General features: G+C 47.6%; 29 protein-coding genes and 1 pseudogene. 13 read left to right on the forward strand and 17 right to left on the reverse strand.

Annotated features, from left to right (window positions below; genetic code table 11):
* Nucleotides 1–30: 30 nt before the first annotated feature.
* On the reverse strand, nucleotides 31–1320 hold the full coding sequence (locus HAP68_RS04800; protein WP_003155211.1) for a cation:dicarboxylate symporter family transporter: 1290 nt from the start codon (nucleotides 1318–1320) through the stop codon (nucleotides 31–33).
* A 233-nt stretch (nucleotides 1321–1553) separates the two neighbouring features.
* Nucleotides 1554–1694 (reverse strand): protein YhfH, encoded by a 141-nt coding sequence (yhfH, locus tag HAP68_RS04805; RefSeq protein ID WP_012117221.1) that lies wholly within the window; start codon nucleotides 1692–1694, stop codon nucleotides 1554–1556.
* A 151-nt stretch (nucleotides 1695–1845) separates the two neighbouring features.
* On the opposite strand from yhfH, the gene HAP68_RS04810 reads away from it, so the two are divergent.
* The 4 genes from HAP68_RS04810 (at nucleotide 1846) to HAP68_RS04825 (ending at nucleotide 5986) form a co-directional block, all read left to right on the forward strand.
* Nucleotides 1846–2580: an MBL fold metallo-hydrolase gene (locus HAP68_RS04810; RefSeq protein WP_003155207.1), complete on the forward strand. Its 735-nt coding sequence runs from the start codon at nucleotides 1846–1848 to the stop codon at nucleotides 2578–2580.
* Nucleotides 2581–2592: 12 nt separating this feature from the next.
* On the forward strand, nucleotides 2593–3588 hold the full coding sequence (gene lplA / locus HAP68_RS04815) for a lipoate--protein ligase (RefSeq protein ID WP_003155205.1): 996 nt from the start codon (nucleotides 2593–2595) through the stop codon (nucleotides 3586–3588).
* Between the two features lie 80 nt (nucleotides 3589–3668).
* Complete coding sequence (locus HAP68_RS04820) at nucleotides 3669–4313, forward strand: SDR family oxidoreductase (protein WP_024085086.1); 645 nt, start codon at nucleotides 3669–3671, stop codon at nucleotides 4311–4313.
* A gap of 131 nt (nucleotides 4314–4444) precedes the next feature.
* Nucleotides 4445–5986, forward strand: a complete 1542-nt coding sequence (locus HAP68_RS04825; RefSeq protein ID WP_003155200.1) for a fatty acid--CoA ligase family protein — start codon at nucleotides 4445–4447, stop codon at nucleotides 5984–5986.
* 47 nt (nucleotides 5987–6033) lie between these two features.
* Here the strand turns inward: HAP68_RS04825 and HAP68_RS04830 are convergent, their stop codons facing one another.
* On the reverse strand, nucleotides 6034–6429 hold the full coding sequence (locus HAP68_RS04830; protein ID WP_007409201.1) for a YhfM domain-containing protein: 396 nt from the start codon (nucleotides 6427–6429) through the stop codon (nucleotides 6034–6036).
* Nucleotides 6430–6583: 154 nt separating this feature from the next.
* Between HAP68_RS04830 and HAP68_RS04835 the strand changes: the two genes are divergently transcribed.
* Nucleotides 6584–7834, forward strand: coding sequence for a M48 family metallopeptidase (locus tag HAP68_RS04835; RefSeq protein WP_003155197.1), 1251 nt, complete (start codon nucleotides 6584–6586; stop codon nucleotides 7832–7834).
* 44 nt (nucleotides 7835–7878) lie between these two features.
* Here the strand turns inward: HAP68_RS04835 and HAP68_RS04840 are convergent, their stop codons facing one another.
* Nucleotides 7879–9027, reverse strand: coding sequence for a S8 family peptidase (locus tag HAP68_RS04840; protein ID WP_024085087.1), 1149 nt, complete (start codon nucleotides 9025–9027; stop codon nucleotides 7879–7881).
* A 488-nt stretch (nucleotides 9028–9515) separates the two neighbouring features.
* Here HAP68_RS04840 and HAP68_RS04845 point away from each other — a divergent pair, with 488 nt between their 5' ends.
* Nucleotides 9516–10394 carry an ABC transporter substrate-binding protein gene (locus HAP68_RS04845; RefSeq protein ID WP_015388471.1) on the forward strand — a complete coding sequence of 293 codons (879 nt, stop codon included), beginning with the start codon at nucleotides 9516–9518 and terminating at the stop codon, nucleotides 10392–10394.
* A 14-nt stretch (nucleotides 10395–10408) separates the two neighbouring features.
* On the opposite strand, the gene HAP68_RS04850 is transcribed toward HAP68_RS04845, so the two are convergent.
* From HAP68_RS04850 to HAP68_RS04875, 7 genes and pseudogenes are all read right to left on the reverse strand, one after another.
* Nucleotides 10409–10984: a histidine phosphatase family protein gene (locus HAP68_RS04850; RefSeq protein WP_014304741.1), complete on the reverse strand. Its 576-nt coding sequence runs from the start codon at nucleotides 10982–10984 to the stop codon at nucleotides 10409–10411.
* 50 nt (nucleotides 10985–11034) lie between these two features.
* Nucleotides 11035–12126, reverse strand: a complete 1092-nt coding sequence (locus tag HAP68_RS04855; protein ID WP_003155187.1) for an acetyl-CoA C-acyltransferase — start codon at nucleotides 12124–12126, stop codon at nucleotides 11035–11037.
* Nucleotides 12114–13550 carry an acyl-CoA synthetase gene (locus HAP68_RS04860; RefSeq protein ID WP_041482357.1) on the reverse strand — a complete coding sequence of 479 codons (1437 nt, stop codon included), beginning with the start codon at nucleotides 13548–13550 and terminating at the stop codon, nucleotides 12114–12116. Before HAP68_RS04860 ends, HAP68_RS04855 begins: the two co-directional genes overlap by 13 nt.
* 11 nt (nucleotides 13551–13561) lie before the next feature.
* A complete protein-coding gene (locus HAP68_RS04865) occupies nucleotides 13562–14119 on the reverse strand; it encodes a biotin transporter BioY (RefSeq protein ID WP_024085089.1) in 558 nt (185 codons plus the stop codon).
* A 130-nt stretch (nucleotides 14120–14249) separates the two neighbouring features.
* Entirely contained in the window at nucleotides 14250–14765 is a 516-nt protein-coding gene (locus HAP68_RS19760) for a methyl-accepting chemotaxis protein (RefSeq protein WP_369719112.1), read from the reverse strand.
* 243 nt (nucleotides 14766–15008) lie between these two features.
* Nucleotides 15009–15749, reverse strand: a pseudogene (locus tag HAP68_RS19765) (protoglobin domain-containing protein); the annotation flags it as partial.
* Nucleotides 15665–17188, reverse strand: coding sequence for an FAD-dependent oxidoreductase (locus HAP68_RS04875; protein ID WP_024085091.1), 1524 nt, complete (start codon nucleotides 17186–17188; stop codon nucleotides 15665–15667). The gene HAP68_RS04875 and the pseudogene HAP68_RS19765, both read right to left, overlap by 85 nt.
* Nucleotides 17189–17312: 124 nt before the next feature.
* On the opposite strand from HAP68_RS04875, the gene HAP68_RS04880 reads away from it, so the two are divergent.
* Nucleotides 17313–18170, forward strand: coding sequence for an SDR family oxidoreductase (locus HAP68_RS04880; RefSeq protein ID WP_024085092.1), 858 nt, complete (start codon nucleotides 17313–17315; stop codon nucleotides 18168–18170).
* Between the two features lie 30 nt (nucleotides 18171–18200).
* Here the strand turns inward: HAP68_RS04880 and HAP68_RS04885 are convergent, their stop codons facing one another.
* The gene (locus HAP68_RS04885; protein ID WP_003155181.1) at nucleotides 18201–18434 is read right to left on the reverse strand and encodes an IDEAL domain-containing protein; all 234 of its coding nucleotides are present in this window, start codon (nucleotides 18432–18434) and stop codon (nucleotides 18201–18203) included.
* A gap of 315 nt (nucleotides 18435–18749) precedes the next feature.
* Here HAP68_RS04885 and HAP68_RS04890 point away from each other — a divergent pair, with 315 nt between their 5' ends.
* From HAP68_RS04890 to HAP68_RS04900, 3 genes are all read left to right on the forward strand, one after another.
* Nucleotides 18750–19328, forward strand: a complete 579-nt coding sequence (locus HAP68_RS04890) for a competence protein ComK (RefSeq protein WP_003155179.1) — start codon at nucleotides 18750–18752, stop codon at nucleotides 19326–19328.
* A gap of 144 nt (nucleotides 19329–19472) precedes the next feature.
* Nucleotides 19473–19841 (forward strand): iron chaperone, encoded by a 369-nt coding sequence (locus tag HAP68_RS04895; protein ID WP_003155175.1) that lies wholly within the window; start codon nucleotides 19473–19475, stop codon nucleotides 19839–19841.
* Between the two features lie 26 nt (nucleotides 19842–19867).
* Complete coding sequence (locus HAP68_RS04900) at nucleotides 19868–20239, forward strand: iron chaperone (protein ID WP_015388468.1); 372 nt, start codon at nucleotides 19868–19870, stop codon at nucleotides 20237–20239.
* Between the two features lie 134 nt (nucleotides 20240–20373).
* On the opposite strand, the gene HAP68_RS04905 is transcribed toward HAP68_RS04900, so the two are convergent.
* The gene (locus HAP68_RS04905) at nucleotides 20374–21084 is read right to left on the reverse strand and encodes a YrpD family protein (RefSeq protein ID WP_003155170.1); all 711 of its coding nucleotides are present in this window, start codon (nucleotides 21082–21084) and stop codon (nucleotides 20374–20376) included.
* Nucleotides 21085–21279: 195 nt separating this feature from the next.
* Here HAP68_RS04905 and HAP68_RS04910 point away from each other — a divergent pair, with 195 nt between their 5' ends.
* Nucleotides 21280–21549 (forward strand): excalibur calcium-binding domain-containing protein, encoded by a 270-nt coding sequence (locus tag HAP68_RS04910; RefSeq protein ID WP_024085094.1) that lies wholly within the window; start codon nucleotides 21280–21282, stop codon nucleotides 21547–21549.
* Between the two features lie 32 nt (nucleotides 21550–21581).
* On the opposite strand, the gene HAP68_RS04915 is transcribed toward HAP68_RS04910, so the two are convergent.
* From HAP68_RS04915 to HAP68_RS04930, 4 genes are all read right to left on the reverse strand, one after another.
* Nucleotides 21582–21899 (reverse strand): YbjQ family protein, encoded by a 318-nt coding sequence (locus HAP68_RS04915; protein WP_003155166.1) that lies wholly within the window; start codon nucleotides 21897–21899, stop codon nucleotides 21582–21584.
* Between the two features lie 40 nt (nucleotides 21900–21939).
* Complete coding sequence (locus tag HAP68_RS04920) at nucleotides 21940–23409, reverse strand: sodium:solute symporter family protein (RefSeq protein WP_015388467.1); 1470 nt, start codon at nucleotides 23407–23409, stop codon at nucleotides 21940–21942.
* Nucleotides 23406–23606, reverse strand: coding sequence for a DUF3311 domain-containing protein (locus tag HAP68_RS04925; RefSeq protein ID WP_003155162.1), 201 nt, complete (start codon nucleotides 23604–23606; stop codon nucleotides 23406–23408). Before HAP68_RS04925 ends, HAP68_RS04920 begins: the two co-directional genes overlap by 4 nt.
* 120 nt (nucleotides 23607–23726) lie before the next feature.
* Nucleotides 23727–24086, reverse strand: coding sequence for a YhjD family protein (locus HAP68_RS04930; protein WP_003155160.1), 360 nt, complete (start codon nucleotides 24084–24086; stop codon nucleotides 23727–23729).
* A 152-nt stretch (nucleotides 24087–24238) separates the two neighbouring features.
* On the opposite strand from HAP68_RS04930, the gene HAP68_RS04935 reads away from it, so the two are divergent.
* Complete coding sequence (locus HAP68_RS04935) at nucleotides 24239–24865, forward strand: TVP38/TMEM64 family protein (RefSeq protein ID WP_024085095.1); 627 nt, start codon at nucleotides 24239–24241, stop codon at nucleotides 24863–24865.
* Nucleotides 24862–25377 (forward strand): signal peptidase I, encoded by a 516-nt coding sequence (gene lepB / locus HAP68_RS04940; RefSeq protein ID WP_024085096.1) that lies wholly within the window; start codon nucleotides 24862–24864, stop codon nucleotides 25375–25377. Before HAP68_RS04935 ends, lepB begins: the two co-directional genes overlap by 4 nt.
* The last annotated feature ends 44 nt before the right edge of the window (nucleotides 25378–25421 follow it).

A 25421-nucleotide genomic window follows, 5' to 3' on the forward strand; every position in this document is an offset into this window, starting at 1 on the left:
GCGGAAATCATTCCGTGCAGGGTTTTCATTTTAACCTGAAATGGTTGTGTTTTGTTCTGTTTTGGCGAGGCTCATGACCTTCGCGCCTTTAACGGGATCATACTGGCCTTCCCATTTTGACATCACAACGGATGCCAGCGCGTTTCCGGTCAGATTGACGACCGTGCGGGCCATGTCCATAATCCGGTCAACACCGGCGATGAATGCAAGGCCTTCTGCAGGAATGTTGAATGCGCCTAATGTCGCAAGCAGGACGACGAAAGAAGTCCCGGGCACGGCAGCCATTCCTTTGGAAGTGACCATCAAGACAAGCACAAGGGTAATCTGCTGCCAAATGGACAAGTCAATGTGGTATACCTGAGCGAGGAATAAAGCGGCGATAGATTGGTACAGCACAGATCCGTCTAAGTTAAAGGTATATCCGATCGGCACAACAAAGGAAACAATACCTTTCGGACAGCCGATTTTCTCCATTTTTTCCATAACGCGGGGGAGTACGGTTTCGGAGCTTGACGTACTGAACGCTAATAAAATTTCATCCTTCATATAGGCGAGGAATTTGAAAATGTTTACTCCGGCAAGCTTTCCGACGATTCCGAATACAACAATGAGAAAGAAAGCCAAAGCTACATACACTAAACCGACCAGTTTACCGAGTGAAAGCAGGGAACTGAGCCCAAATTTGGAAACGGTAACACCAATCAACGCAAAAACACCAAACGGCGCAACTTTCATGACGAGGTTCACAACATGGAACATCGCATGAGAAACACCTTCAAAGAAGGCCAAGACAGGCTTTCCTTTTTCACCGATTGCCGAGATGCCGAGTGCAAACAGCACGGTAAAGCAGATGATGGCAAGCAGATCTCCTTCGGCTAATGATTGGAAGAAGTTTGTCGGTACGATATGCAGGAATGTGTCTGCGATAGATTTGTTATTTTGTTCTTTTTCTGTTTCAACATATTGACTGATATCTGTCTTTTGAGCTTCATGTATATTAACGCCTGTTCCCGGATGAAACAGATTCGCCAAAGCCAGCCCGAGAATAATGGCAAAAGTGGTAATGATCTCAAAATACAAAATCGTTTTGAAGCCTAATTTTCCGACTTGTTTTCCGCTTCCCGCGCCGGCAACGCCGATGATTAAGCTGGAGACGACAATTGGAATCACTATCATTTTGATTAAGCGTAAAAACAAATCGCCGATAGGCTGTAAATATGTTGGAATGGCGGGATTGCCGTACCAGATGACACCGACTACAACCCCTAGTATGAGTCCGACGAAAATTTGCGTCGCTAGTCCAAAGCGTAATTTTTTCATAGATTACCTCCCGAAGAAAAAAGTGCAATAAGTATCTAAAAAGATAGCTATTAGAACAAATTATAATAGAAAAGAAAACAATCCGTCTATAGAAAAATATAGATTGAAAATACTGAATCTTTTAAAACGTACAGATAATTGCTAATAATGGTGAATAACGCCCTATTCAGAAAGTATGATGACGGCCGAAAAAACGGGCGCCGCACAACTTAGAATTGTGCGGCGCCCTATTGTCACATATCCTTAATTTTCAAGCAGTCATTGCACAAATTAATGTGACACTCATACTGCTCAACAATCTCATTTCCGCATTCTTCGCATTTCTTACCGGGTAAATTTCTGAAAAAATCCGACATCTTTTCTAACATACCCATCCCTCTTTCATTGTTTTGTCTCTACATTGTATTATAACAGTTTCGGAAAATCAACGGCTGTTTTGGCACAATGTTTAAAACATGCAATTTGTACGAAAAATAGGTATATTGGAGGAAAGGATCTTTTTATCATAAACATTCGGAGGACCATATGAAAATTACAGTCATTGGATGCTGCGGCGGGTTTCCGGCCGCAAACGAAGCAACTTCAGGCTATCTGTTTCAGTCCGGCGGCTATTCTCTGCTCGTCGATTGCGGAAGCGCCGTATTATCAAAGCTGTTTGCCTATGTTCCGGCAGAAGAGCTTGATGCCGTCATTTTGTCCCATTATCACCATGATCACATCGCTGATATCGGGCCGCTTCAATTTGCCAAACAGGTCGGCTCCTTTCTCGGAAAAGGGACGCATGCACTGCCGATTTACGGGCATGATGCTGATATAGAACAGTTTGAGCGTCTTACATATAAAACGCATACGAAAGGAGTGGCCTATCAGCCGGACCGCCCGCTTTCTGCCGGGCCGTTCACCATTACCTTCCTGAAAACGGTGCATCCGGTCACTTGTTATGCGATGCGGATTACTGACGGTTCAGCTTCTGTTGTGTATACGGCTGATTCAAGCTACCAGGACGCGTTTATCCCGTTTGCGGAAAATGCCGATCTGCTGATCTGCGAGTGCAATTTTTACGCGGACCAGGACGGCACGTCAGCCGGCCATATGAACAGTTTGGAAGCCGGACGTATCGCGGAGGAGGCCGGAGCGGGGGAACTGATTCTCACACATCTGCCTCATTTCGGCGAGCACCGGAAGCTGAAAGAAGAAGCGGAATCCGTGTTCGGGGGCGAAGTGACAATCGCCGCTTCCGGATTGAAGTGGGAGAAATAAAGGAGGAGCACCATGTTATTTATCGACAACCAAAACATAACCGACCCGAGGATCAACCTCGCAATCGAGGAATATTGCGTGAAGCATCTCGACCCTGAACAGACATACCTGCTGTTTTATGTCAATCAGCCGTCGATTATCATCGGGAAGAACCAAAACACAATAGAAGAAATCAATACGAAATACGTAGAAGATAACGGAATCATCGTCGTCCGCAGGCTGTCAGGAGGCGGCGCGGTTTACCATGACCTCGGGAATCTGAATTTCAGTTTTATCACCAAGGATGACGGCGACAGCTTCCACAATTTTAAAAAATTCACCGAACCCGTTATTCAGGCGCTGCGCCAGCTCGGTGTGGAAGCTGAATTAAGCGGCCGAAACGACATCGTCGCGGACGGCAGAAAAATTTCCGGCAATGCTCAATTTTCGACGAAAGGGCGTATTTTCAGCCACGGAACATTAATGCTGGATTCCGCCATTGATCATGTCGTGTCAGCCTTGAAAGTGAAAAAAGACAAAATCGAATCAAAAGGCATTAAGTCAATCAGAAGCCGTGTCGCCAATATCAGCGAGTTTCTTGATGACAAAATGACGGCGGACGAATTCAAAAAGCATCTGCTTCACCATATTTTTAATACAAATGATCTTTCCGAAGTGCCGGAATATAAACTGACCGATGAAGACTGGAAAGCGATCCGGAAGATTTCCGAAGAGCGCTATCAAAACTGGGACTGGAATTTCGGAAGGTCGCCCGCATTCAACCTTCAGCATTCGAAACGTTATCCGGTCGGATCGATTGATCTGCGTCTTGAAGTGAAAAAAGGAATCATTCAGGACTGCAAAATTTTCGGTGATTTCTTCGGTGCGAAAGATGTGAGTGAAGTCGAACAGGCGCTGACCGGAAAACAGTATGACAGAACCGCTATCAGGGAGGCGCTGGCCGGAATCGATCTGAAACAGTATTTCGGCAAAATAGAGCTGGAAGATTTCCTCGAGCTGATTTATTAGAACATTTGCCGAACGCATGATTTGAATCAGCGCCCGTTTTTGTGAAATGATAGAACCATAATGAATGGGGAGGGATCATGATGAAAGTATTTCTCATCGGAGCAAACGGGCAGATCGGACAGCGTCTGACCGGGCTGTTTCAAAAAGACGGCACGCATACGCTGCGGGCGATGGTCCGGAAAGAAGAGCAGAAAGAAGCGCTTCAAACCGCGGGAACAGAAGCTGTTCTTGCAGATTTGGAAGGAAGCACGGAAGACATCGCGAAAGCCGCTGAAGGCTGTGACGCGATTGTATTTACCGCCGGATCAGGAGGAAGCACCGGATACGATAAGACGCTTCTGATTGATCTTGACGGAGCGGCGAAAGCGATAGAAGCGGCAAAGAAAGCCGGCATCAAGCGGTTCATTATGGTAAGCGCCCTTCAGGCTCATAACCGCGACAATTGGAATGAAGCACTGAAGCCGTATTATGCCGCAAAGCATTATGCGGATAAAATTCTTGAAGCGAGCGGTCTGACGTATACGATTATCCGGCCGGGCGGGTTATTAAATGATCCCGGCACGGGAAATATCAAAGCCGCGGCCGATTTAGAAAGAGGCTCCATTTCAAGAGACGATGTCGCCAAGACCGTTATCGTATCCCTTGATGAACCGAATACGTATGAAAAAGCGTTCGATCTGACAGCGGGCGGCACGCCGGTCAGTGAAGCGCTGAAACAATTATAGTTTCCGGTTTTACGGCACTCGGGGCTTTTTGCCCTTGAGTGTTTTTCTATATTTTTCTATAATAAAAGTGAACGTTTATTCCGGATAAATGAATGACTATTCATTCATTATATTTTTAAAGGGGTGGGAAAATGAATCTGGTTTCCAAATTGGAAGAAACGGCATCGCAGAAACCGGAAAAACCAGCTTGTCTGTTTCAAGATCAGTACATGACGTATGAGGAGCTGGCAGGTAAAATCAAAGCATTTGCAAACGGCTTGGAGGACAGGGGACTGAAAAAAGGGGATCATCTCGCGCTGCTGCTCGGAAATACGCCTGACTTTGTTATTGCGTTTTTCGGCGCGTTAAAAGCGGGAATTGTCGTCATACCTGTTAATCCGGCATACACACCTTCAGAAATCGCATACATGCTGAAAAACGGCGATGTCAAAGCGATCGCCGGCATCGACCTATTAATTCCCGTATTTGAAAGCCTGCACGGCTCGCTGCCGCTGCTGGAGCATATCATTATCAGCCAGACAGCAGAGAACGCTCCATCGACAGAAGACCCTCAATTGCGCTTAAAAATGACAACGTTTACAAAAATGCTCCGCCCGGTGGAGCGCAGCAGAACTTATCCGACATTGTCCAAAGACGATACTGCCGTCATTTTATACACCTCAGGGACGACCGGAAAACCGAAAGGCGCCATGCTCACCCATCAGAATCTTTTCTCCAATGCAAATGATGTCGCCGGATACTTAGGAATGAATGAGAAAGACAAAATTGTGGCGGCACTGCCGATGTTTCACGTTTTTTGTTTAACCGTTTGTATGAATGCGCCTCTGATGAGCGGAGCGTGTGTCTTAATCGAGCCGCAATTCAGCCCGGCCTCTGTGTTTAAACTGATTAAAAGCCGTCAGGCAACCATTTTTGCCGGCGTTCCGACGATGTATAACTATCTGTATCAATACGAGCACGGCAAGGCGGAGGATTTTGCGTCCGTCAGACTGTGCATTTCAGGCGGGGCCTCCATGCCGGTCGCTCTGTTGCAGACGTTTGAACAAACCTTTGACGTCACCATTCTGGAGGGGTACGGACTTTCTGAAGCGTCTCCGGTTACTTGTTTTAATCCGTTTGACCGGGGGAGAAAGCCCGGCTCGATCGGGACGAATATTTTACATGTCGAAAATAAAGTCGTCGATACGCTCGGACGCGAATTGCCCGACCATCAAGTGGGAGAATTGATCGTGAAAGGGCCGAATGTGATGAAAGGCTATTACAAGATGCCCGAGGAGACGGAGCACGCGCTGAAAGACGGCTGGCTGTACACGGGTGATTTGGCGAAGCGCGACGAAGACGGTTATTTTTATATCGTCGACAGAAAAAAAGATATGATTCTCGTCGGCGGATACAATGTCTATCCGCGCGAAGTAGAAGAAGTGCTCTACAGCCATGAGGGCATTAAAGAAGCCGTGGTCATCGGCGTTCCTGACGCCAAAACGGGGGAAGCGGTGCATGCTTATATAGTGCCTGCGGACGGTGAGCTGACAGAGCAGGCGGTTTTCGATTACTGTGAAACACATTTGGCAAAATATAAGCGGCCGGCGGAAGTGGTTTTTCTTGATGAGATTCCGAAGAACGCGACCGGGAAGCTGCTGAGAAGGGCGGTCCGGGACATGCTTCCGAAATGACGGACGAAAAGCGAAGCCGGGGGCTTCGCTTTTACATGCTGATCCGGTCAGCTCTGCGATTCTTCCTTAATGATGCTTTGCACAAGCTTCGTATCATGCCGGGTCAGTTTGTAATACGTGTTTTTATACTTGTACATCATATAATTGCCGCCTTCGAGCCACATACTGAATGAATCAAAACGGTCTTCATGGTATTTGACCGTTCCGTCGTAATCGGGAGACACGCTTTTGGTCAGTTTGACTTGTTTTCCTTGGTTCAAGATATCGAGCATATCTTTTACATTCTGCCTGTCTTTAATTTTGATTTCTTTTTTTCCGTGCTCTGACAGAATAATCAGATCTGCGTTGCTTGATGGAAACACATCGCCGGTCCGGCTGTATACATAAAAGAAAGCAATAACCAAAAGGGCGATTACTACAATAAACGCGATTATTTTTTTCATATTCATCACTCCGTCTTTTAGTCTTTCCCGCTTCCTGTTGTTCCATTCTTTTCTGTTGTGAAAAGATTAACATCCGTTTCGGAGGCTTGGTTCTATTTATTTGCATTTATGCTTACAATAGGAGTAAGTCATAAGGCTAAGGAGGGAGACTTCCATGCGCAAATGGATAGCGGCAGCGGGACTTGCCTATGTGCTGTACGGCCTTTTTTTCTATTGGTATTTCTTTATGACAGGAGACTCCGCCGTCCCGGAGGCTGTAAAGGGAACGAAAGCCGATCCGTCCTCGTTCATGGACCCGGGCCGCCTGGCAGCCGCTGAAAACTTTTCAAATGTAAAGGATTTTTTATTTTTCATCGGAGCGCCGTTAGATTGGTTTTTATTTTTTCTGCTGCTCATTACGGGGCTTGCAAAAAAAATAAAGCATTGGCTGGAAGCAGCGGTGCGCTTTCGGGTGCTGCAAATCGTAAGCTTCGTATTTGTGATTTCACTCATCGTTACGGCGGCATCGCTTCCGCTTGAGTGGATCGGATATCGGGTTTCGCTTGCGTATCATATTTCGACGCAGACAGCAGCAAGCTGGATAAGAGACCATGTCATTGATTTCTGGATCAGTTTTCCGCTGTTTGCCGTGTGTGTGCTTGTGTTTTACTGGCTGATCACAAAGCATACAAAAAAATGGTGGTTTTACGCTTGGTGTCTTACTGTGCCGTTTACCCTGTTTTTGTTTTTCCTGCAGCCGGTCGTGATTGATCCTTTATACAATGATTTCTATCCGCTGAAAGACAAGGAGCTGGAAAGCAAAATTTTGTCGCTTGCCGACAAGGCCGACATTCCGGCCAGCCATGTGTATGAAGTAAATATGTCGGAGAAAACGAATGCGCTGAATGCGTATGTGACGGGCATCGGTTCGAATAAGCGGATCGTTTTGTGGGATACGACGCTTAACAAACTGAAGGATCGGGAAATTTTGTTCATTATGGGGCATGAGATGGGGCACTATGTGATGAAGCACGTGTACATCGGACTGGCCGGGTATCTGCTGCTGTCATTAGCCGGGTTTTATATCATTGACAAGCTTTATAAGCGGCTGTCCAAATTCTTCGGCCGAATGCTTCATATAAAGGGGCCTGAAGATCTGGCCGCCCTCCCGCTGTTATTGCTGCTCATATCCGTTCTCAGTTTTGCTTCTGATCCGATTACGAACGCCGTCTCCCGGTATCAGGAAAACGCCGCCGACCGTTACGGCATCGAGCTGACCGGAAACCGGGAAGCGGCGATTGAGACGTTTCAGGACTTGGCCGATACGGGACTGAGCCGGGTCAACCCGCCGTTTCTCGTCAAAATTTTCAGAGGGAGCCACCCGTCGATCATGGAGCGGATTGAACATGCGGAGGAAGAAAAATAATAAAAAAACCGGCGGGGCCATGGCCGACGCCGGTTTTTTATGTTTTACTGAGCTGCCGCCTGTACGTTGATCAGCCCTTTTCCATAGTAGAAAGCATCACCAAGTTTTGTAGTGGTGTTTTCTAAACTGCTGCGGACTTGAGTGTTTGTCCAGTTCGGGTGCTTAGAAAGAATCAAAGCAGCCGCTCCGGCAACGTGCGGAGATGCCATTGACGTACCATTGTACGCGCCGTATTTGTTTCCAGGAAGCGTGCTTTGGATAGAGACGCCTGGTGCCATGACATCAAGCTCAGAACCTACGCTTGAGAAAGATGCTCTTTGGTTGCTGCTGTTAACAGCGCCTACCGCAATGACAGAAGGGTATTTACCAGGGTAGCCCACTGTGCTTGAGCCGCCGGAAGTGCCTTCGTTACCGGCTGCCGCAACCACTACGACGCCGGAAGCAACGGCTTTGTCAACTGCCGCTTTTAACGCTGCAGAACCAGAAGGTCCGCCGAGGCTCATGTTAATAACGTCCATATTGTTTGCGATCGCCCACTCAATTCCGTTAATGATCCAGCTGTACTGGCCGGAACCGTCAGCGCCGAGAACTTTTACAGCGTAAAGAGATGCGCTTGGCGCAACGCCTAATACACCGACTGAGTTATTAAGAGCCGCAACTGTACCGGCAACGTGAGTTCCGTGAGAGTTGTTATCTTGGAAAGGATTTGTTTCAGAAGGAACCATGCTGGCTCCGCCTGCTACCTTTAAATCAGGATGAGAAGAATCGATACCGCTGTCGATAACCGCTACTTTAACATTTGATCCGGTGAAGCCTTGAGAGTGCAGAGCAGGGGCTTTAATCTGTGATACGCCGTAAGGCACGGACTGCGCGTACGCCTGTGCAATGTGATCTTCTTCAACGTAAGCGACGCTAGGGTCTTTTTTCAGCTCTTTTACAGCTTTTTCATTTAATGTAGCTGAAGCTGCGTCTACATATTTGAATTGCTTTTCCACTTTCCCGCCTTTTTCAGAAATGACATCTTTTTTCTTGGCGGCGCTCATCGTGCTCATTGTCTGCTTAAATCCGACAATATATTTCTTTTCCCCGTTTGATTTCCCTGCAGCCTGGGCAGAAGTCGTGCTGCCGAACGCCATCGTAAAGATTAACGCTAAAGCAAACAGCAAACTGATCCATACCTTTTTGCCTCTCACTCTTTATCCACTCCTTTTTTCATTTGCAGAATAACCAATAGACAGATTATTCTGTGGATTAATTGTATAGTATGGAATAATATTTTAGTAGACCCAATTTTTTTCAGTTTGTTTTATTTCTATTTAGGTATATCATCTCTCTTTCGTTTAATAGGAACCCGAAATATTTAAATTTTAATGGAAAAAACCGATGGAAGGACATGAGTATTTGTACACAGCCGCAATCGCTCTCTTGTTTACTGGGTCGAACGGTTTGATTCCATTTTTGGAAGCTGAGGCAAAAACAGGATAAATGTCACCTTTTGTTGAATGCAGAAGTCTGATGGAAACGAAAGCGGAATGAAATAAAGCGGCCGGCATGAATCAGTCTTTGGCTTTCTTGAGGGAGAAAAGCTGTGAAACCATTTTATAAAAATAATGATAATGAATATCATTGATACTCATATTGTCAATGATATAATTGCGGAAAAACGAAAGAGGGGGAACAGATGAAACCAATTTTCAGTATGCTGATGATCTTATCCGTTCTCTTCATAACGGCATGCTCAGAACAGGAACATGAAACCGCCGTCAGGCATGATCTGGGGACGGCGCATGTGGCTGCGCACCCGCAGCGCATCGCCGTATTGAATGAGGGCTTTATTGACACCCTCCATGATCTCGGTATAAAGCCGGCGGCCGCGGCGGATAACCGGAAAGAGCGAAACGACGGCAGTCCGTCCGTCGGGCCCCCGTCACATCCCGATTTGAAAAAGATCACTTCGTTAAAGCCCGATCTCATCATTGCTGACTCAAGCCTGCACAGGGGGATATACCACGAGCTGACAAAGATCGCTCCGACAATCGCTTTGAAAAATGAAGCTGCGGATTATCAGGATGCGGTTGATGCTGCCCTTACCATTGAAAAGGCGGTCGGTAAAGAGGGCATCATAGAGAAACAATTGTCGGCTCAGGAAGAAAAGCTGAATGACATCAAAAGAAAGCTGGATGCAGAAGGCGGCACGATTTTATTAATTGACGCTGCAAATGGCAGCATTTCCGTAAAGGATGACCGGTTTTTCACATCCCGGCTTATGACGCTCGCAGGGTTTACATATGCGGTCCAGACGGATTCCGGCGGGAAATCAGGCGCTATCAAAATGACGCCCGGGCAGCTTTTGCATATCGATCCTGATTACATCGTACTATTGGACGGTGAGAAAGAACTCGAAAAAAATCACCTCTGGAAACAGCTGACTGCCGTAAAAAACGGCCGCGTTTACCGCGCGGACAGGGCGGTATGGACGGAGCGCCGGAGCATTGACGGTGCGGACGCCGTATTACATGATCTTCAGAAAAAAATGCTCGCCAAAAAGGCCCAAAACTAATTCGGGCCTTTTTGTTATGATTCTGATAGGTGGCTGCTTACATTGTAATCTTTGACGCGCCACTTATTTTCAATTCGTTCGATATTGCTCAGGCACGCATTGACAAGCTTTGCGTTTTGTATGCCGGTATCACCGTCAGAAATAGCGGACAAGAGGGCGTGAATGGCTGCGCCGTGAGCGACGATCAGTACTTTTTGATCAGGAAACCGCTCCTGAACTTTCACTAAACCGGCAAGCATTCTGTCTGTCAGCTCTTCTGCGGTCTCCATGTTCGGGTAGTTTTTATCCGGGTAGCGCTTCGACCGTTCCGGCAAAGACATTCCTTCCGCATCACCGTAGCTCCGTTCTCTGAAATCTTCCATGACGACAATGGGAAGATTCAAAAACCCGTTAATAATGTCAGCTGTTTTTCTGGCCCGTTTCATCGGGCTCGAGACGATGACATCCCATTCGGACCCCTTTAAGTACTCTCCTGTTTCTTTCGCCTGACGCTCTCCCGTCGCATTTAACGGAATATCCGATTTGCCTTGAAGCTTCTTTTGGGCATTCCAATCAGTCTCTCCATGTCTTACTAAACAAACGGCAGTCATAAAGTCTCCACTCCGATCATTTTTTATCGATATCATCTATTATACTGCCGTTACGTTAACACTTCAAAGAGAAGCGCCAGTCCGACTCCGCCTCCGCTGCCGATCGCTGCTGCTGCGTAGCGGGCATCCGGGCGTCTTTTTGCTTCATAAAAAAGCCGGGTGATAAGCGCCGCCCCGGAAGCCCCGTACGGATGCCCGACGGCCAGAGCGCCGCCCCGGACATTTATTTTAGAATACGGCACTTGAAGCTGCTGTGAAAAAACGCATATTTTGACGGCAAACGCCTCGTTGATTTCGTATATATCAATATCATCCGGTGACAGGTCCCGTTCCTTCAAAAGCTTTTTGACGGCATAAACCGGAGCTGCTGACGGATAATGCGGATGGACGCCGCTTACCGCGCTTCCGATAAAACGCAATCCCGGCTTTAAACCGAGAGACCGCGCTTTTTGTTCTTCCATCACACAAACTGCCGCCGCCCCGTCAGAAATTCCGCAGCTGTTGGCCGCGGTGACAGAGCCTCCGGACTGAAAGACGGGTTTGGCGCGGGCGATGAGAGGCTCCATGTTCCGCTTTTTCAGCATGTTTTCGTCAGCGGCGAATCCGTGACAGGGGAGAATTTCCCGGCGGTACAAGCCGTCTTCGTGCGCTTTGACGCTCCGTTCATAGCTGAGAAGGGCATATTCGTCCTGCATCTTTCTCGTTACGCCGTAAGCCTGTGCCGTATACTCGGCCGCTATGCCCATATCAGGATCGCCGATGTGTTCAGGAGAAAAGCGCGCCCGGGATGAGAAAGGGGAACGGCTGCTGCTCTCCGCTCCTCCCGCGATGTATGTGCTCCCCGCGCCGGCTTTAACAAAGTGGCACGCGACCCTCACGGCGTCCAATCCGGAACCGCACTGCCTGTCGATGGTCGTACCGGACACGCTCAAAGGAAGCCCGGCGGCCAAGGCTGACAGCCGGGCGAGGTTCCCGCCGCGGCCCGTCGCGTTTCCGATCAGGACTTCATCAATGTCTTCGGGCATGTTCCGGCTCAAATGTCGGATCAGCGGAGCTGCCAAATCTTCGGGGAGACAGTCTTTTAACAGGCCGTTTTCCCGGGCGAAAATCGTCCGCTTCGCATCCGTAATTACAGCTTCCATTCCATCATGTCCTTTGCCAGCTTTTGTACGGCGGCACGGGCGATCTTTCCGCCGGCTGTTTCCGGTATTTCTGAAAACAGCCATTTTTTCGGGATTTTATATGCCGCCAGCTGCTCGCGGCACTGTTTCTTCAGTTCCTTTACATTTGCATGTCCGTCGATCACCGCAACGGCGATGCTGCCCCAATAATCATCAGGAATGCCGATGACGGCCGCTTTTCTGACGCCCGGACAGCGGTTGAGCACACGTTCTATCTCTTCCGGGAATACATTCAGGCCGCCTGATACGATCATCCCGTTTTCACGTCCTTCGATATAAAGATAGCCTTCACGATCGATATATCCCATGTCATCAACCGTCATCCAGCCGGAATCATCAGGTTTTGCGCCGTTGATGTATCCGGAAAATTTCATCGGGCTGTTCACAAAAATCTTCCCCGTTTCGCCCGGCATGCAGCGTTCTCCGCCGGGCCGGCGGATTTCGATTGTAACATTTTCAAACGGACGGCCCGCCGCGTCAGGCTTCCGGACGCTGTCTTCAGGCGATAAGAACGCCACGAAACTCAGCTCAGACGTTCCGTAAAAATCGTACAACCGTAAATGGGGATAGCGCTCTGACAGCGCTTGTTTAGACGAAGCGGGCCAGTCTGCACCGGAAGAAATCACCTTGAGCGGTGTATCCGGAAACGCCTCTAGTGAGAGCAGGGCGTCCGTCATTGTCGGAACGGTATATAGAACGTCAGCTTGTCTGAGCCGGTCTTTCATTCCGGCCGGATTGAATTTTCTTTGAAGGAGGACGGTTCCGCCGATAAACAAAGTGCTGACGGCGCCGTATAAAAAGTGTGACGAGCGAAGCGTGCCCGGTACCAGCACTTTGTCATCAGGGGAAATGCCGAACTCACGTTTCGTACAAGAAAAGCTCTCCAGCCACGAACGGTGAGAGCGGGTGAAGGCTTTCGGCTTACCGGTCGATCCCGAGGTGAATCCGGTATAAAAGGGCAGGCCGGTGTTTTTGATAAAAGCGCCTTCCGTTTTTTCCGCCTCGATCAAAGGCCTGCATTCATCCCACAGGATGACAGGCGTTTTGATGCCGTCCAGTCTGCCGCTCAGCCGGCGGTCACAGATGACGAGGTCGGTTTTGCTGATGTGCAGCTGGTCCGCGAGTTCCGCCGCAGCCGAGCGGGGATCTAACGGAACCGCCGTGCAGCCGGCATGCGCCGCCCCTGCGAAAAGTTGTAAAAATGGGATGCCGTTCGGCAGTAATATCGCAAGGTTTTCCGGTTTATCTGAAAGGCTGCCAAGCCAGTTTGCGGTTTGGTTTACTAGCCTGTTCCAAGTTTGATAGGTGATCTGTTCTGTTTCTGTCTGAATTGCGATCTGTTCCGGCGCTTGTCCGGCTGTATCTGAATATGATGATGTAATCATGGTGACTAAAATCAGCTTCCTTTCGTCGGCAAAAGCCGGCTTGCTTGAAGAGTTTTTCTGATTCTTACGGCTGCGAATGAGGCTGCGGCCGCTTTAAGCAGATCTCCGGGCACATAGATGAGGCTGAGCTTTACGGCAGTCAAGATATCAATGTGCATTATAAAAGCTTGAATGGGAATGCCGATGACATACAAAAACAGCACGCCGAACAAGAACTGTCTGATAAACAAATGGGGGACAGCAGCTGAGCGAAGGCCTTGGATGCTGAGGCTCAGCAGTAATGCCGCCAGCGGATATGCGATGAGATATCCGGCGCTCGGCCCGAAAAAAACCCCGAACCCGCCTCTTCCGCCTGAAAGGAGAGGCGCTCCGCATGCCACAATCAGCAAAAAAAGCAATTGGCTTAAAAATGCCGCTTTCGGTTTCAGGATGCTTCCTGATAAGAGCACACCGATCGTCTGGAGCGTAATCGGAACCGGCGTAAAGGATAAGAAAAGCGGCGGAAGCAGCCCCAAAAGTCCCATAATGGCGGTAAACACGGCAATATGCATCATTTCTGTCAATTTCATTATGTATTCCTCCAGCTTATCAAAATATGTTTATACAATAAAGCGAGTCTTTATATATGTCAACTCTATTATATTTTAAGTTAACATTAAAAAGACCGGCCCTTTATGAAAAAGGCCGGTCGGTTTATCTTTATTCTTCTGTAAGGATAACAAGTGAATCAACGGATGATGCAACGTGGGAAACGGCGCGGCTGACTTCTTGAAGGCCGCCGAGAAAGGCCTGCAAATCAACGTCGATTTTGCCTGTCTGGTCTTTGCTCGTTTTCATGCTTTGGACGATGTCATCAAACAGACGGTTGATCTGCGTCATTTTTTCTTTCGTTTCGCTTACAAGTCCGTTTACATCTTTAATATGTTTGGACACAATGTTGATTTGTGTATTGGTATTGTTCACAAGCTCTGATACGGTGGAAACGGTTTTTTTCGTATCCTCTGAAAGCTTCCTTACCTCCGTCGCGACAACGGCGAACCCTTTGCCGTGCTCTCCGGCTCTGGCGGATTCTATTGAAGCGTTGAGTGACAGGAGATTCGTTTGCTCGGCGATCCCCGTCACGATGCCGAAGATTTTTTCGATCTGCTGGGCGATGTCATTCAGCTTGTCCATTTCTTCTTCAATCTGCAGAAGGCTGGCGTCGATTTTATTCATCTGCTGCTGCTGGCTTTCAAGCTCTTTTTTCCCGCCGATTGATTTTTCTTCGACATGTACGGAAGTGACGGTGCCGGCTTTTGACGCCTCGGAAATGCCCTCGGATTTATCGACCAGCTCCTGCACGGCTCTGCTCGTTTCTGAAAACAAATCAGCGAGTGATCCGGATGTTTCCTGGATTTTCTGATGAAGACGGGCTTTCTTTTCCTCTTGTTCGTCACGCTGGCAGTTATATTCAGTCTGGAATGCTTCAAGGACGAGCTGCTGTTCAAGATTCAATATTTTCGTCGTCGCTTTGATCGCTTTTAAAAGCTCATGCAAATCCGGAATGGTTGCTTCATATATGTTCATCATCGACAGAAGCAGATCCTGAAACGCTCCCATATACCATTTCGGTTCAAGGCCGATCCGCAAGTGGATGGAAGCGATGCGCTGTCTTTTTTCAATGAATTCATCATCAATTGTGCCGGCGAACATCTCATGGATATGACGCCGTAATGTTTTTTTCAGGCGCTCGACCGTGCTGTGGTCGTTAATGATCGTCATTAATGATTTTTCGTGATCCAGGTTTCGGTAAAAGGAATCGACGATTGTTGAGATATGTTCTTTAATTAACGGCTGCAGCTCTTCAAGCACATGAAGTTCTTCGTTTCCGAGCCTGACCATTTTCAGCTGTTTTTGGACATCTGCATATTGATTTGAAAGCGCGATGCGTTTTTTTCCATCGGCTTCTGAAAAATATGCTGTTTCTTTTTTGCGGTCTTTTTTAAATAACAATATTAGTTCCCCCAGATATTCTCTTTTTCTTTTTATCGGTTTGGAAGGAACTTGAATGAAGGAATCTGATAAAAATATTTTAATGCGGAAAAAAATAAAACCATTCGTACAGAATGGTTTAGTCAATCTTGGGCGAGACGTTTCAGCGGCTTGATGGCGGGACCTTCGGCAACCCCGCCGTCGGGTGTGAACCGGGACCCGTGACATGGACAGTCCCACGTCCGTTCGCCGTCATTCCATTCAACCTCACAGCCTAAATGGGTGCATGTCGTATCGACAAGATGCAGACAGCCTTTTTCATCTTTATAGGCGCCGGCCCGTTTGCCGTTTACCGTTACGATTTTTCCCTCCCCGGGCCCAAGACTCTCAGGCGAAGCGTCCGGCCTCTCAAGTTTGCCCGAGATAAGGTGTTTGGCCACGTCGGCATTATAGGAAATCAGTTTTTTCAGTCCGGGATCTGCGTGGAAGCGTGACGGAATAAACAGGCCGGAAAACGGGTTCTTTTTGTTTTGAATATGATCAGCCAAAAGCTTCGCGGCGAGCGCTGAGCTTGTCATGCCCCATTTTTTAAAACCGGTCGCCGCCAAAATATGTTCTTCATCGCCTGAGATCGGACCGATGAACGGAATTTTGTCAATGGTGACAAGGTCTTGTGCAGACCAATGATATGGGATGCTTTCAACTCCGATTGTGTCTTCCGCAAATTGTTTCAGCGCTTCGTAATGCCCGGACATTTCTTTTCCTTGGCCTGTTTTGTGGCTTTCACCGCCGACAAGCACCAGTTTTTCACCGTTCAAATCGGTGTATCGCAGTGATCTGGACGGCTTGTCTATGCTGAGATACATCCCGTCCGGATACGCTTGTTTCGGTTTTACCGCGAGTACGTAGGATCTGCTGGCATACATTCTGGCGGCATAAAGCCCGCCTCCGTCATAAAAAGGAAAGTGGGAAGCGCAGACAATGTAGCTGCACTTGATGCCGTGTCTGTTTTTCGTGACCACTTCCGGCTGCGGTTCTTTTTTTATGTCGATCGCAGCCGTCTGTTCAAAAATCCGCGCCCCGTTTTTAACGATCTCTTTGACGAGCGCCGCACCATATAAAAGCGGATGGAATTGCGCCTGATTCTTCATGGCGAGGCCGAGCCTGCAATCAACGGGGACGGGAAGTTCTTTCACAAGCTCGTGTTCAATACCGAGCTTGGTATAAGCTTCCTGCTCACTGCGCATTTTTTTGACGCCTGATTCTGTATTGGTGTAAAGATATGCGTCTTGTTCAATCAGTCTGCAGTCAATCGAAAGGTCCTTGATGATCTGCTTCATGTCTTCCATGGCGCGGAGATGGGCTTCGAAATACAGCCTTGCGCTGGTCAGGCCGATCTGCTGAATAAGATCGGCATAGATGAAATCATGCTGGGCGGTGATTTTTGCGGTCGTGCCCGCGGTCGTCCCGTTTAAAATCCGGTCTGCTTCAATGACAGCGACACGGAAACCTCTTTTCGTCAGTTCGTATGCCGTTGTCAGGCCCGTAATTCCTCCGCCGATCACCGCAACGTCACATTCCGTATCTTCAGTGAGGGCGGGAAAGGAAGGAATGTCAGCTGTTGCTTTCCAATAGGAAGCCGGTTCCTCGTTTGAAAAAGTAGTCAATTCAGATTTACCTCCTCTGTTGTATATTCTTAATTTTTCCAATAAGACTCTGTTCATACATGAAATTCGTATAAGATGCTCAAATTACTCATAATATAGTAATTAATGTAAAGGAGTGATCAAAATGGCGAATCAGAAGAAGAAAACCTTGCCGCCGCAGCATCAAAATCGGCAGCCGGGCTTTGAATATGTAATGGACCCGCGCCCCGTTTTTGACAAACCGAAAGCGGCGAAAAAACTTGAAGGGAAAACGGCGATCATCACGGGCGGAGACAGCGGGATCGGCCGCGCCGTATCCGTTTTATTCGCGAAGGAAGGCGCTAATGTGGTCATCGTTTACTTTGATGAGCATCAGGATGCCGAAGAGACGAAGCAATATGTAGAAAAAGAAGGGGCGAAGTGTCTGCTGATCGCAGGGGATGTCGGCGACGAAGCCTTTTGCAACGATGTCATCCGCCAGGCGGGCCAAGCCTTTCCTTCCATTGACATCCTGGTCAACAACGCGGGTGAGCAGCACGTGCAGCCGGGGATTGAGAAAATCACGAGCCACCAGCTCATCAGAACGTTTCAGACGAATATTTTTTCAATGTTTTACTTGACGAAAGCCGCGCTCCCTCACCTGAAAAGAGGAAGTTCAATCATTAATACGGCCTCCATTACCGCCTATAAAGGCCACAAAACATTGATTGACTATTCAGCGACAAAAGGGGCGATCGTCACGTTTACAAGATCTCTTTCCCAATCTCTTGTCACTCAGGGCATCCGGGTAAACGCAGTGGCGCCGGGGCCGATCTGGACGCCGCTGATCCCGGCGAGCTTCTCGGCGAAGGAAGTGGAAGTCTTCGGCTCAGACGTGCCGATGCAGCGCCCGGGAGAGCCTGTTGAAGTGGCGCCGAGCTATTTGTACTTAGCAAGCGATGATTCTACCTATGTCACGGGACAGACGATTCATGTGAACGGCGGCACCATCGTAAACGGATAATGTAAAAAAAGCCAATCCATATGGATTGGCTTATTCACTCTGTTTGAGAGCGGCATATTCTTTTGAAAGCGTGAGGAACGCTTCTTTATTTTTATCATCAAGCGCCTTATTAATCTGCATTGTCAGCATGGCGATCCGGCGTTTATACAAGGATTCATCAAGCACCATTTGAATGTAAATATCGGCCATTGTCACATCGAATTCGTTTGCTTTTTCCGTGTTGCGGGACTTCATGAGCTCAGTGTACGACTTTTTCTCTTTCATAAAGAATCCCCCCAATGCCTTTTTTATAGTATATGGATAACGGCCGGAAAAATCAATTAATTTTTATAATCTTTAGACAACTAATACTTGGAAATATATCGACATATCCTGCAAATTGACGAAAAAACGAAAATGATCATTGTATAAATGAGGTGAAATGAAAAAGAAAAATAATATTTAAATAGTAATTTAAGACTAAATTACAGCTTTAAAAGGTGATTTTTAGCTATATTCAAAAAAAACCTGTCGTTTTCCAATGACAGATGATAGATTATTAGTATAAATTTTCAAGAAAAGGATTGGAGGCTGCACATCATGTGCCAGAAAACACACGCACCCTTAGAAAGCTACGAAGTAAATCGTTCAACCATCGCTGTTTTGCCTGAGGAAATAGACGGTAAAATGGGGTCGAAGGTCATTGAAAAAGACTGCATTCTGTATGTCAGCATGAAGCCGATTCACATCATCGACAGAAGCTGCCGCTACTTTGGCTCCAGCTATGCCGGGAGAAAAGCGGGAACATATGAAGCGATTAAAATTTCTCACAAGCCGCCGATTATGGTGGACCCTTCAAATCACATCTTTTTATTCCCTACACTTTCTTCTGCAAGGCCTCAATGCGGCTGGATATCTCATGTGCACGTTAAAGATTTTCAACCGACGGCATTTGATGACACAGCGGTCACGTTCTCAAACGGCAAAACGATGGAACTGGAAGTATCCTATCATTCTTTTGAAAATCAGGTTTACAGAACCGCCTATCTCAGAACCACTTTTCAGGACAGGATGGGCAGTCATATCCCGAAGCGGCAGGAATTCATGCTGTATCCGAAAGAAGAGCGGACAAGAATGATCTACGACTTTATTTTGCGGGAGCTGGGGGAGAGATATTAGAGAAAGCTGTGATGTGAAGGGACGGGCCCTTTCCTTTTGGGAAGGGCTTTTTCGATTTACATGCCCGGATAGAGTTGTATCGTGTCCGTCTGTTGGCTATGATGATGTAAAGAGTAATGATATTTCATTTTAGGAGAGATGGGCATGGATGTGTTTGCAAAATATGTATCAGAAATCGATAACCCGGATCACCGTCTCAAAGCAGAAGAAATTTTGTCGTGGACGGCTGACCAATTTCCGAACTTAGAAGCGCAGATCAAGTGGAACAAACCGACATTTACCGATCACGGCACCTATATCATTATGTTTGCCGCGGCAAAAAATCATTTGAGCATTTTACCTGAAAAAGAGACGATGGAGCATTTTGCCGATGACATCGCCCAAGCCGGGTACAGCGCTTCTTCACGCCTGTTCAGAATTCGGTGGACTGATCCGGTGCACTATGATCTGCTTAAGAAGATCATCGAATTTAACATCAAGGAAAAAGCTGAAAATCCGGGGTTTTGGCGTTAGCGGACGTGATGTTGAAGGAGGAAGACATGGACGTTTTCAAAGACTATTTATCAAGTATCGACAGCCCTGACCATCGTCTGCGAATGGAGGAAATCCTGTCGTGGACGTCTGAGCAATTCCCGGGTTTAACACCGCAGATCAAGTGGAACACGCCGATGTTTACCGATCACGGCACCTTTATTATCGGCTTTGCGGCAGCAAAGCATCATGTAAGTGTTTCTCCCGAAGAAGCTGGAATTGCGCATTTTGCCGACGGCATTGCCCGTGCCGGCTACAGCGCTACTTCCCGTTTGTTCAGAATTCAATGGACTGAACCGGTGTATTATGAGCTGCTTGAACGCATGATTCAATTTAATATCAAGGATAAGGCGGACTGCTCAGCGTTTTGGCGGAAATAATGAAAGAAATGTTAAAAAAACAACCCTGAGGAGGGCTGTTTTTTTATTAAACGTAATCCGAAAAATAAGGGATTTGCGTATCCGGCAGACCCTTACGAAACGCACGATGACAGAAATCGTGCGTTCAAAATTCTTTATTTGACGACAGACATGCTGACGCTGCTTCCTGACACTGTCAATTTGGCAAAATCCTGTGTATCAATCACAGGTGTGACTGCTTTATTGTCGATCGTGATGTTCGTAAAGGCTGTCGAGAAGTTTGATTTGATGTAAGGGCGCTGATCCTCTGATGTGACCGCGACGGTGGCGAGCGCTTTCCATTTTGAGACAGAGCCTACATTGGTTTGGGCGAGTTCTGAGATGATGCGGCCGGTGTATCCGTCATTATTCGTGCCCCAATATGTGGCGCGGGTATTGCCGTTCAGATTTTTGTAAATGGTCAGCTGTACGGTGCTGCCGGGCCGGAAGCCTTTCGTATAAGTGAATTGGCTTTCTCCTTCCAGATACCGGACCTGGCCTTGTCCCTTTGAACCGACTTTCATGATCGGTTTCCATACATGATAGGTGTCACTGTACTGAAGCCCGATATCAGCCTCTGTGCCTCCGGTAAATCCTGAGTAAATATAGGCTGTCCCATTTGACACCTGAATCGAGCTTGGAAGCTGAATTTTCGTGACGAGAACTGAGCCCGTGCTGTTCAGATAGGCCCTTCCGCCGATTCCTTTACTGAGCTGGGACGCCGCTTCCGCCGTATTGGGACTGATCACCCCCGGAATATCCGCCGTACATGCGCCGAATAGAACGGCTGTAGTGAGAACACCCGCAACAAGCCCTTTTTTCATCATCATTTCTCCTCCTATCATCATAGTCAGATAGCGCTATCAATTCATATTATAAAAGGTTTTGGGAAAAATTCCATAAAAGATATACGGGCGGACGTAAATTAAAACTATTTTCCTATTTATCTTGTAAATGGAGATTATTTGAACTATGATATGTTCAGTCATACAACATGATTCAGGAAAGGGGATAGGATAGAAATGAAAAAGACGGCAGCTGTGCTTTTGTCTTTCGGCCTGGTGTTCGGTTGTTCATACGGAGCGGGGCAGACGGCAGAAGCGAAAACAAAGGTAAAAACGTATCAAAACTGTAAGGCGCTGAATAAGGTGTATAAGGGCGGCGTGGCCAAATCGTCGAAAGTGAAAAACAAGGGCGGCAGAACAAAGTACAAGCCGTATGTATCAAAAGCGCTTTATAATGCAAATAAAAGACTTGACCAGGATAAAGACTATATCGCATGTGAGAAATAAAAAAACAAGCCTCTTTAAAGAGGCTTGTTTTTTTAAATGGATTCGGCGGTGACGGCGGTTCCGTATCCGATTAATTCGGATGTGTTCTGTCCTGCGGTCAGTTCGAACCGCAGGCCGACGATGGCGTTCGCTCCGAGCTGCTCCGCCTCTCTGATCAGCCGCTCTTTCACCGCTTTTTTGGAGTCTTCCAGCATTTCGGTATAGCTTTTCAATTCGCCGCCGACGACAGATTTTAAGCCTGCAAGCAAATCTTTTCCGATGTGACGGGACTGGACGATACTGCTTGTCACCAAGCCTTTTACTTCCGTAATCTGTTTTCCGGCGACGGTTTCGGTCGTTGTCATGATCATGCGGCTTTCCCCCTTCATGTGTCTTACCGCTATTTTATCATTAAGCCGCCTTTTCGGCTGCGCTGATTTGTTTTTTTCTGACTGCGGCGCTGACGGCAAACATGACGGCAATGTTCAGAACCAGCGCGATGATGCCTGTATTCATATCCTTAACGATCTGCGGAAGAAACGGAAAGAGGGTTCCGACGGTTGATTCGGTCAGCGTAATGAAGGCCACTGTTCCGACCCCGGCCGTTATGCCGGCAAAAGCGCCGTGGCTTGTGATGAAACGCCGCTTCGGCAGGCTGAATAAGAGGGCGGGGAAAAGCTGGGTGACAAGGCTGTAGCCCATTAAAAGCAAGGTGACGATGGTATTTCCGCCTTTCAGCGTAAAATATACGGAAATCAGCGCGATAACGGGTACGGCGTATTTTGCGAGCCGTGAGACTTTTTCGTCAGTCGTGCCGGGCAGAATGGCTTTGTACACATTTTTGGCGAACAGCGTGCTTGAGGCCATTAATATCATTGAACCGGGTACAAGCGCCGTCAGGATGCCCGCCGATCCGATCAGCCCGACAAACCAGGGATCAAAGGTTTTCACAGACAGCTTTAATAAGGCGAGATCCGTGTCCGCCCCTTTTAAACCGGGCACCTGCAGAATCGCCGCAAATCCGGTAAAGATGACAAACAGCAGGACGAGCTGATAAAGAGGCATGATGATCGCGTTTTTCCGAAACACCCGCGGATGCTCCGCCGAATAGGAAGCGGCAAAGGTATGAGGCCACATATAAAAGCCGAGGGCGGTCAGCAAAACCGTTGAGCTGAACCAGGAAACGCTCTGTCCGGTTTCCGGCAGCGTGAGAAAACCGGGTTTTGCGGCGTCAATTTGTTTGAACATCTCCGTAAACCCGCCGTAATAATGAATGGGCAGATAAATACCTAAATACAGGACGATGCCTAAAATCATGATATCTTTGACGACGGATATCCACGCTGAACCGTGGATTCCTGAAATCATCACATAAATCGTGATGGAGACAGCGCCGATCCAGACAGCGGCGGAGGGCGGAATCTGTCCGTATGACGTTGCTGAAACAATTAATCCGAGCCCTTTCAGCTGCAGGACGAGATAGGGGATGAGGGATGCGATGCCGACGAGCGATACGAGAATGCCGAGGAGCGGGCTGTTGTATTTTGAAATGAAAAAATCTGATTGCGACATCAGTTTGTGTTGTTTGGCGTAAGTCCACACGGCTGGCAGAAGCCAATATGACAAAATGTAGGCAAGGCAGCCGTACGCGATAATATAAAAGGCCGGGCCTCCTTTTCCGTAAGCCCATCCGCTTCCGCCGAGGAATGTAAAGGTCGTGTATATTTCTCCCGCCATTAATAAAAAGACAAACATCGTGCCGAAGCCGCGTCCGCCCACCGTCCATTGTTCAAGGTCCATATGTTTTCCTTTTCGGGCCCGGATTCCGAGATATACACAAAACAGGAGCACGGCGGCCATTACGGGAAATGCTGCATTCATTCCGTCTCACCCGCCTTGTTTTCTTTGTCCAATTTGTAAACGGCGGCCATCAGAACGGAAGTCAGCACCGCCCAGATGACGACATATGCGAGAATGAAAGGCATTCCGAAAACATAAGGCGTCACCCGGTTGGCAAATGGAATGCCGGCGAGAATTCCGAAAAAGGGCAGGGCGGCGAGAACATGAATCAGTTTCATAACATTCCTCCTTTTCATTGAAAACAGCGTGTCCCGATTATAAAGAAAATCATGTCGAATGTATAGTGTGAATAGTCTGAATTTTATTTTTTGAAAAGGAAAAGCAGTCCCGGCTGCTTTTTAAATGGTCGCAAGAGACAGGTAATATTCCAATAAGGCGGTTACCTGTTCCCGTATTCTCGGGTTGAAATAACGGTGTTTTTCTTCATAGCCGTTAATGGTGCATATATAAAGCGTAAATGCTTCGTCTCTTTCCGCTTCGTATATTTTAATTTTACGCTTTCTTAACTCTTTTCGAACATCACTCAAATCCTTTTGTGCTAATTTTAAAGAGCAGCTGATAAGCTGTTTATAGGGTTGTTTTAATTTGAACGGGCACGAATCAAGCGCTTCGAGGTCCCGGTTCAGGATGGCGGCCGCCATGGGCAGAAACAGCCCTTTTTCGATGAGATCGCGGGAGCCGCTCCGAATGTCAGGCATAAATACTCCTTCTTTCTTAAAAAAGAGAACGTTTGTTCTTATTTTATACTCGCTTACACGATATTTCAAGACGGAAAATCCCGTAAACATTTTCGTTTTTTGGAGATAATGTGTAGAATAAGGATAGACAAACTCGTTAAGGAGTATAAACGTTGGAGCATTTTTTATCATATTTGACTGAGGAACAGCTGACGGAATGGTTCCAAAGCTATAGAGCTTTCGGCCCGGCGGCTGCGGCTGTATTGCCTTTTATTGAAGCGTTTCTTCCGTTTTTGCCGCTCGTTGTATTTGTGGTGGCGAATACGAATGCATTTGGTTTGTGGGAAGGTTTTTTTCTGTCATGGCTCGGGTCTGCGTCAGGATCGATGCTGATGTTTTATGCCGTCCGCCGTTTCGGACAGAAAAGAGCTTTCGGTTTCATCCGCAGGCATCAGACCATAAGGCGGATGATGCTCTGGGTTGAGCGGCACGGTTTCGGTCCGCTGTTTATTTTACTTTGCTTCCCCTTTACGCCGTCCGCTGCGGTTCATATCGTTGCCGGTCTGTCACGGGTGGGGGCGCTGCAGTTTATATCAGCAGCCGCGATGGGGAAAATGGTTATGATCTTTATGATCAGTTTTATCGGGTATGATCTTCACGCACTCATTACACAGCCTTTCAGGATGGCGGGCGCCATAATGGTGATCGCGGTGCTGTGGTATGCCGGAAAGCATATCGAACGGCGTTTACAGACAAGAATCAGTCAGCATGAGAAAGACGGAGGGAGACAGGAATCTTGAAAAAACGATTTTGGTTTATAGCCGGCGTGCTTATCGTTGTTTTGGCCATACAATTAAAGAATGCCATTTTTATTGATTATAAAGTCGAAGGAATCAGCATGAATCCGACCTTTAAACAAGGAAATGAGCTGATGGTCAACAAGTTTTCCCATCGTTACAAAACGATCCGCCGTTTCGATATTGTTCTGTTTAAAGGCCCGCACCGCAAAGTGCTGATCAAACGTGTCATCGGGCTCCCCGGCGAGTCACTCGCATACAGGGAGGATCAGCTGTATGTGAATGGAAAACGGGTGGCGGAACCGTTTTTAAAACCGTTAAAGTCATCATTGTCCGCCGGGAGCCATGTGACCGGTGATTATACGCTGAAGGAAACGACCGGGCGCAAAAGCATACCGAAGGGACAATACTTTGTTATTGGCGACAACCGCATATACAGCCTCGACAGCCGTCATTTCGGTCCGATTAAGGATAAAGACATTGTCGGAGTCATCAGTGAATCAGACGCCAAGTGAACGGCGTCTTTTTTTCGGAAATGATTGTCAAAAAGCGGAGGAAA

The sequence above is a fragment of the Bacillus sp. Bvel1 genome (genome assembly GCF_014872755.1).
Classification (GTDB): Bacteria; Bacillota; Bacilli; order Bacillales; family Bacillaceae; genus Bacillus; species Bacillus velezensis.

What these genes read in the sequence shown, in the direction of transcription:
- HAP68_RS04865 (WP_024085089.1), bottom strand. Translation starts at nt 14,119, where the DNA reads ATGAAATTGACAGAAATGATGCATATTGCCGTGTTTACCGCCATTATG.
- HAP68_RS04845 (WP_015388471.1), top strand. Translation starts at nt 9,516, where the DNA reads ATGAAACCAATTTTCAGTATGCTGATGATCTTATCCGTTCTCTTCATA.
- HAP68_RS04920 (WP_015388467.1), bottom strand. Translation starts at nt 23,409, where the DNA reads ATGAATGCAGCATTTCCCGTAATGGCCGCCGTGCTCCTGTTTTGTGTA.
- HAP68_RS04910 (WP_024085094.1), top strand. Translation starts at nt 21,280, where the DNA reads ATGAAAAAGACGGCAGCTGTGCTTTTGTCTTTCGGCCTGGTGTTCGGT.
- HAP68_RS04800 (WP_003155211.1), bottom strand. Translation starts at nt 1,320, where the DNA reads ATGAAAAAATTACGCTTTGGACTAGCGACGCAAATTTTCGTCGGACTC.
- HAP68_RS04885 (WP_003155181.1), bottom strand. Translation starts at nt 18,434, where the DNA reads ATGAAAGAGAAAAAGTCGTACACTGAGCTCATGAAGTCCCGCAACACG.
- HAP68_RS04830 (WP_007409201.1), bottom strand. Translation starts at nt 6,429, where the DNA reads ATGAAAAAAATAATCGCGTTTATTGTAGTAATCGCCCTTTTGGTTATT.
- HAP68_RS04925 (WP_003155162.1), bottom strand. Translation starts at nt 23,606, where the DNA reads ATGAAACTGATTCATGTTCTCGCCGCCCTGCCCTTTTTCGGAATTCTC.
- HAP68_RS04900 (WP_015388468.1), top strand. Translation starts at nt 19,868, where the DNA reads ATGGACGTTTTCAAAGACTATTTATCAAGTATCGACAGCCCTGACCAT.
- HAP68_RS04890 (WP_003155179.1), top strand. Translation starts at nt 18,750, where the DNA reads ATGTGCCAGAAAACACACGCACCCTTAGAAAGCTACGAAGTAAATCGT.
- HAP68_RS04905 (WP_003155170.1), bottom strand. Translation starts at nt 21,084, where the DNA reads ATGATGAAAAAAGGGCTTGTTGCGGGTGTTCTCACTACAGCCGTTCTA.
- HAP68_RS04880 (WP_024085092.1), top strand. Translation starts at nt 17,313, where the DNA reads ATGGCGAATCAGAAGAAGAAAACCTTGCCGCCGCAGCATCAAAATCGG.
- HAP68_RS04820 (WP_024085086.1), top strand. Translation starts at nt 3,669, where the DNA reads ATGAAAGTATTTCTCATCGGAGCAAACGGGCAGATCGGACAGCGTCTG.
- HAP68_RS04860 (WP_041482357.1), bottom strand. Translation starts at nt 13,550, where the DNA reads ATGATTACATCATCATATTCAGATACAGCCGGACAAGCGCCGGAACAG.
- yhfH (WP_012117221.1), bottom strand. Translation starts at nt 1,694, where the DNA reads ATGGGTATGTTAGAAAAGATGTCGGATTTTTTCAGAAATTTACCCGGT.
- HAP68_RS04850 (WP_014304741.1), bottom strand. Translation starts at nt 10,984, where the DNA reads ATGACTGCCGTTTGTTTAGTAAGACATGGAGAGACTGATTGGAATGCC.
- HAP68_RS04835 (WP_003155197.1), top strand. Translation starts at nt 6,584, where the DNA reads ATGCGCAAATGGATAGCGGCAGCGGGACTTGCCTATGTGCTGTACGGC.
- HAP68_RS04930 (WP_003155160.1), bottom strand. Translation starts at nt 24,086, where the DNA reads ATGCCTGACATTCGGAGCGGCTCCCGCGATCTCATCGAAAAAGGGCTG.
- HAP68_RS04895 (WP_003155175.1), top strand. Translation starts at nt 19,473, where the DNA reads ATGGATGTGTTTGCAAAATATGTATCAGAAATCGATAACCCGGATCAC.
- lplA (WP_003155205.1), top strand. Translation starts at nt 2,593, where the DNA reads ATGTTATTTATCGACAACCAAAACATAACCGACCCGAGGATCAACCTC.
- HAP68_RS04810 (WP_003155207.1), top strand. Translation starts at nt 1,846, where the DNA reads ATGAAAATTACAGTCATTGGATGCTGCGGCGGGTTTCCGGCCGCAAAC.
- HAP68_RS04855 (WP_003155187.1), bottom strand. Translation starts at nt 12,126, where the DNA reads ATGGAAGCTGTAATTACGGATGCGAAGCGGACGATTTTCGCCCGGGAA.
- HAP68_RS19760 (WP_369719112.1), bottom strand. Translation starts at nt 14,765, where the DNA reads ATGAATAAAATCGACGCCAGCCTTCTGCAGATTGAAGAAGAAATGGAC.
- HAP68_RS04915 (WP_003155166.1), bottom strand. Translation starts at nt 21,899, where the DNA reads ATGATCATGACAACGACCGAAACCGTCGCCGGAAAACAGATTACGGAA.
- HAP68_RS04825 (WP_003155200.1), top strand. Translation starts at nt 4,445, where the DNA reads ATGAATCTGGTTTCCAAATTGGAAGAAACGGCATCGCAGAAACCGGAA.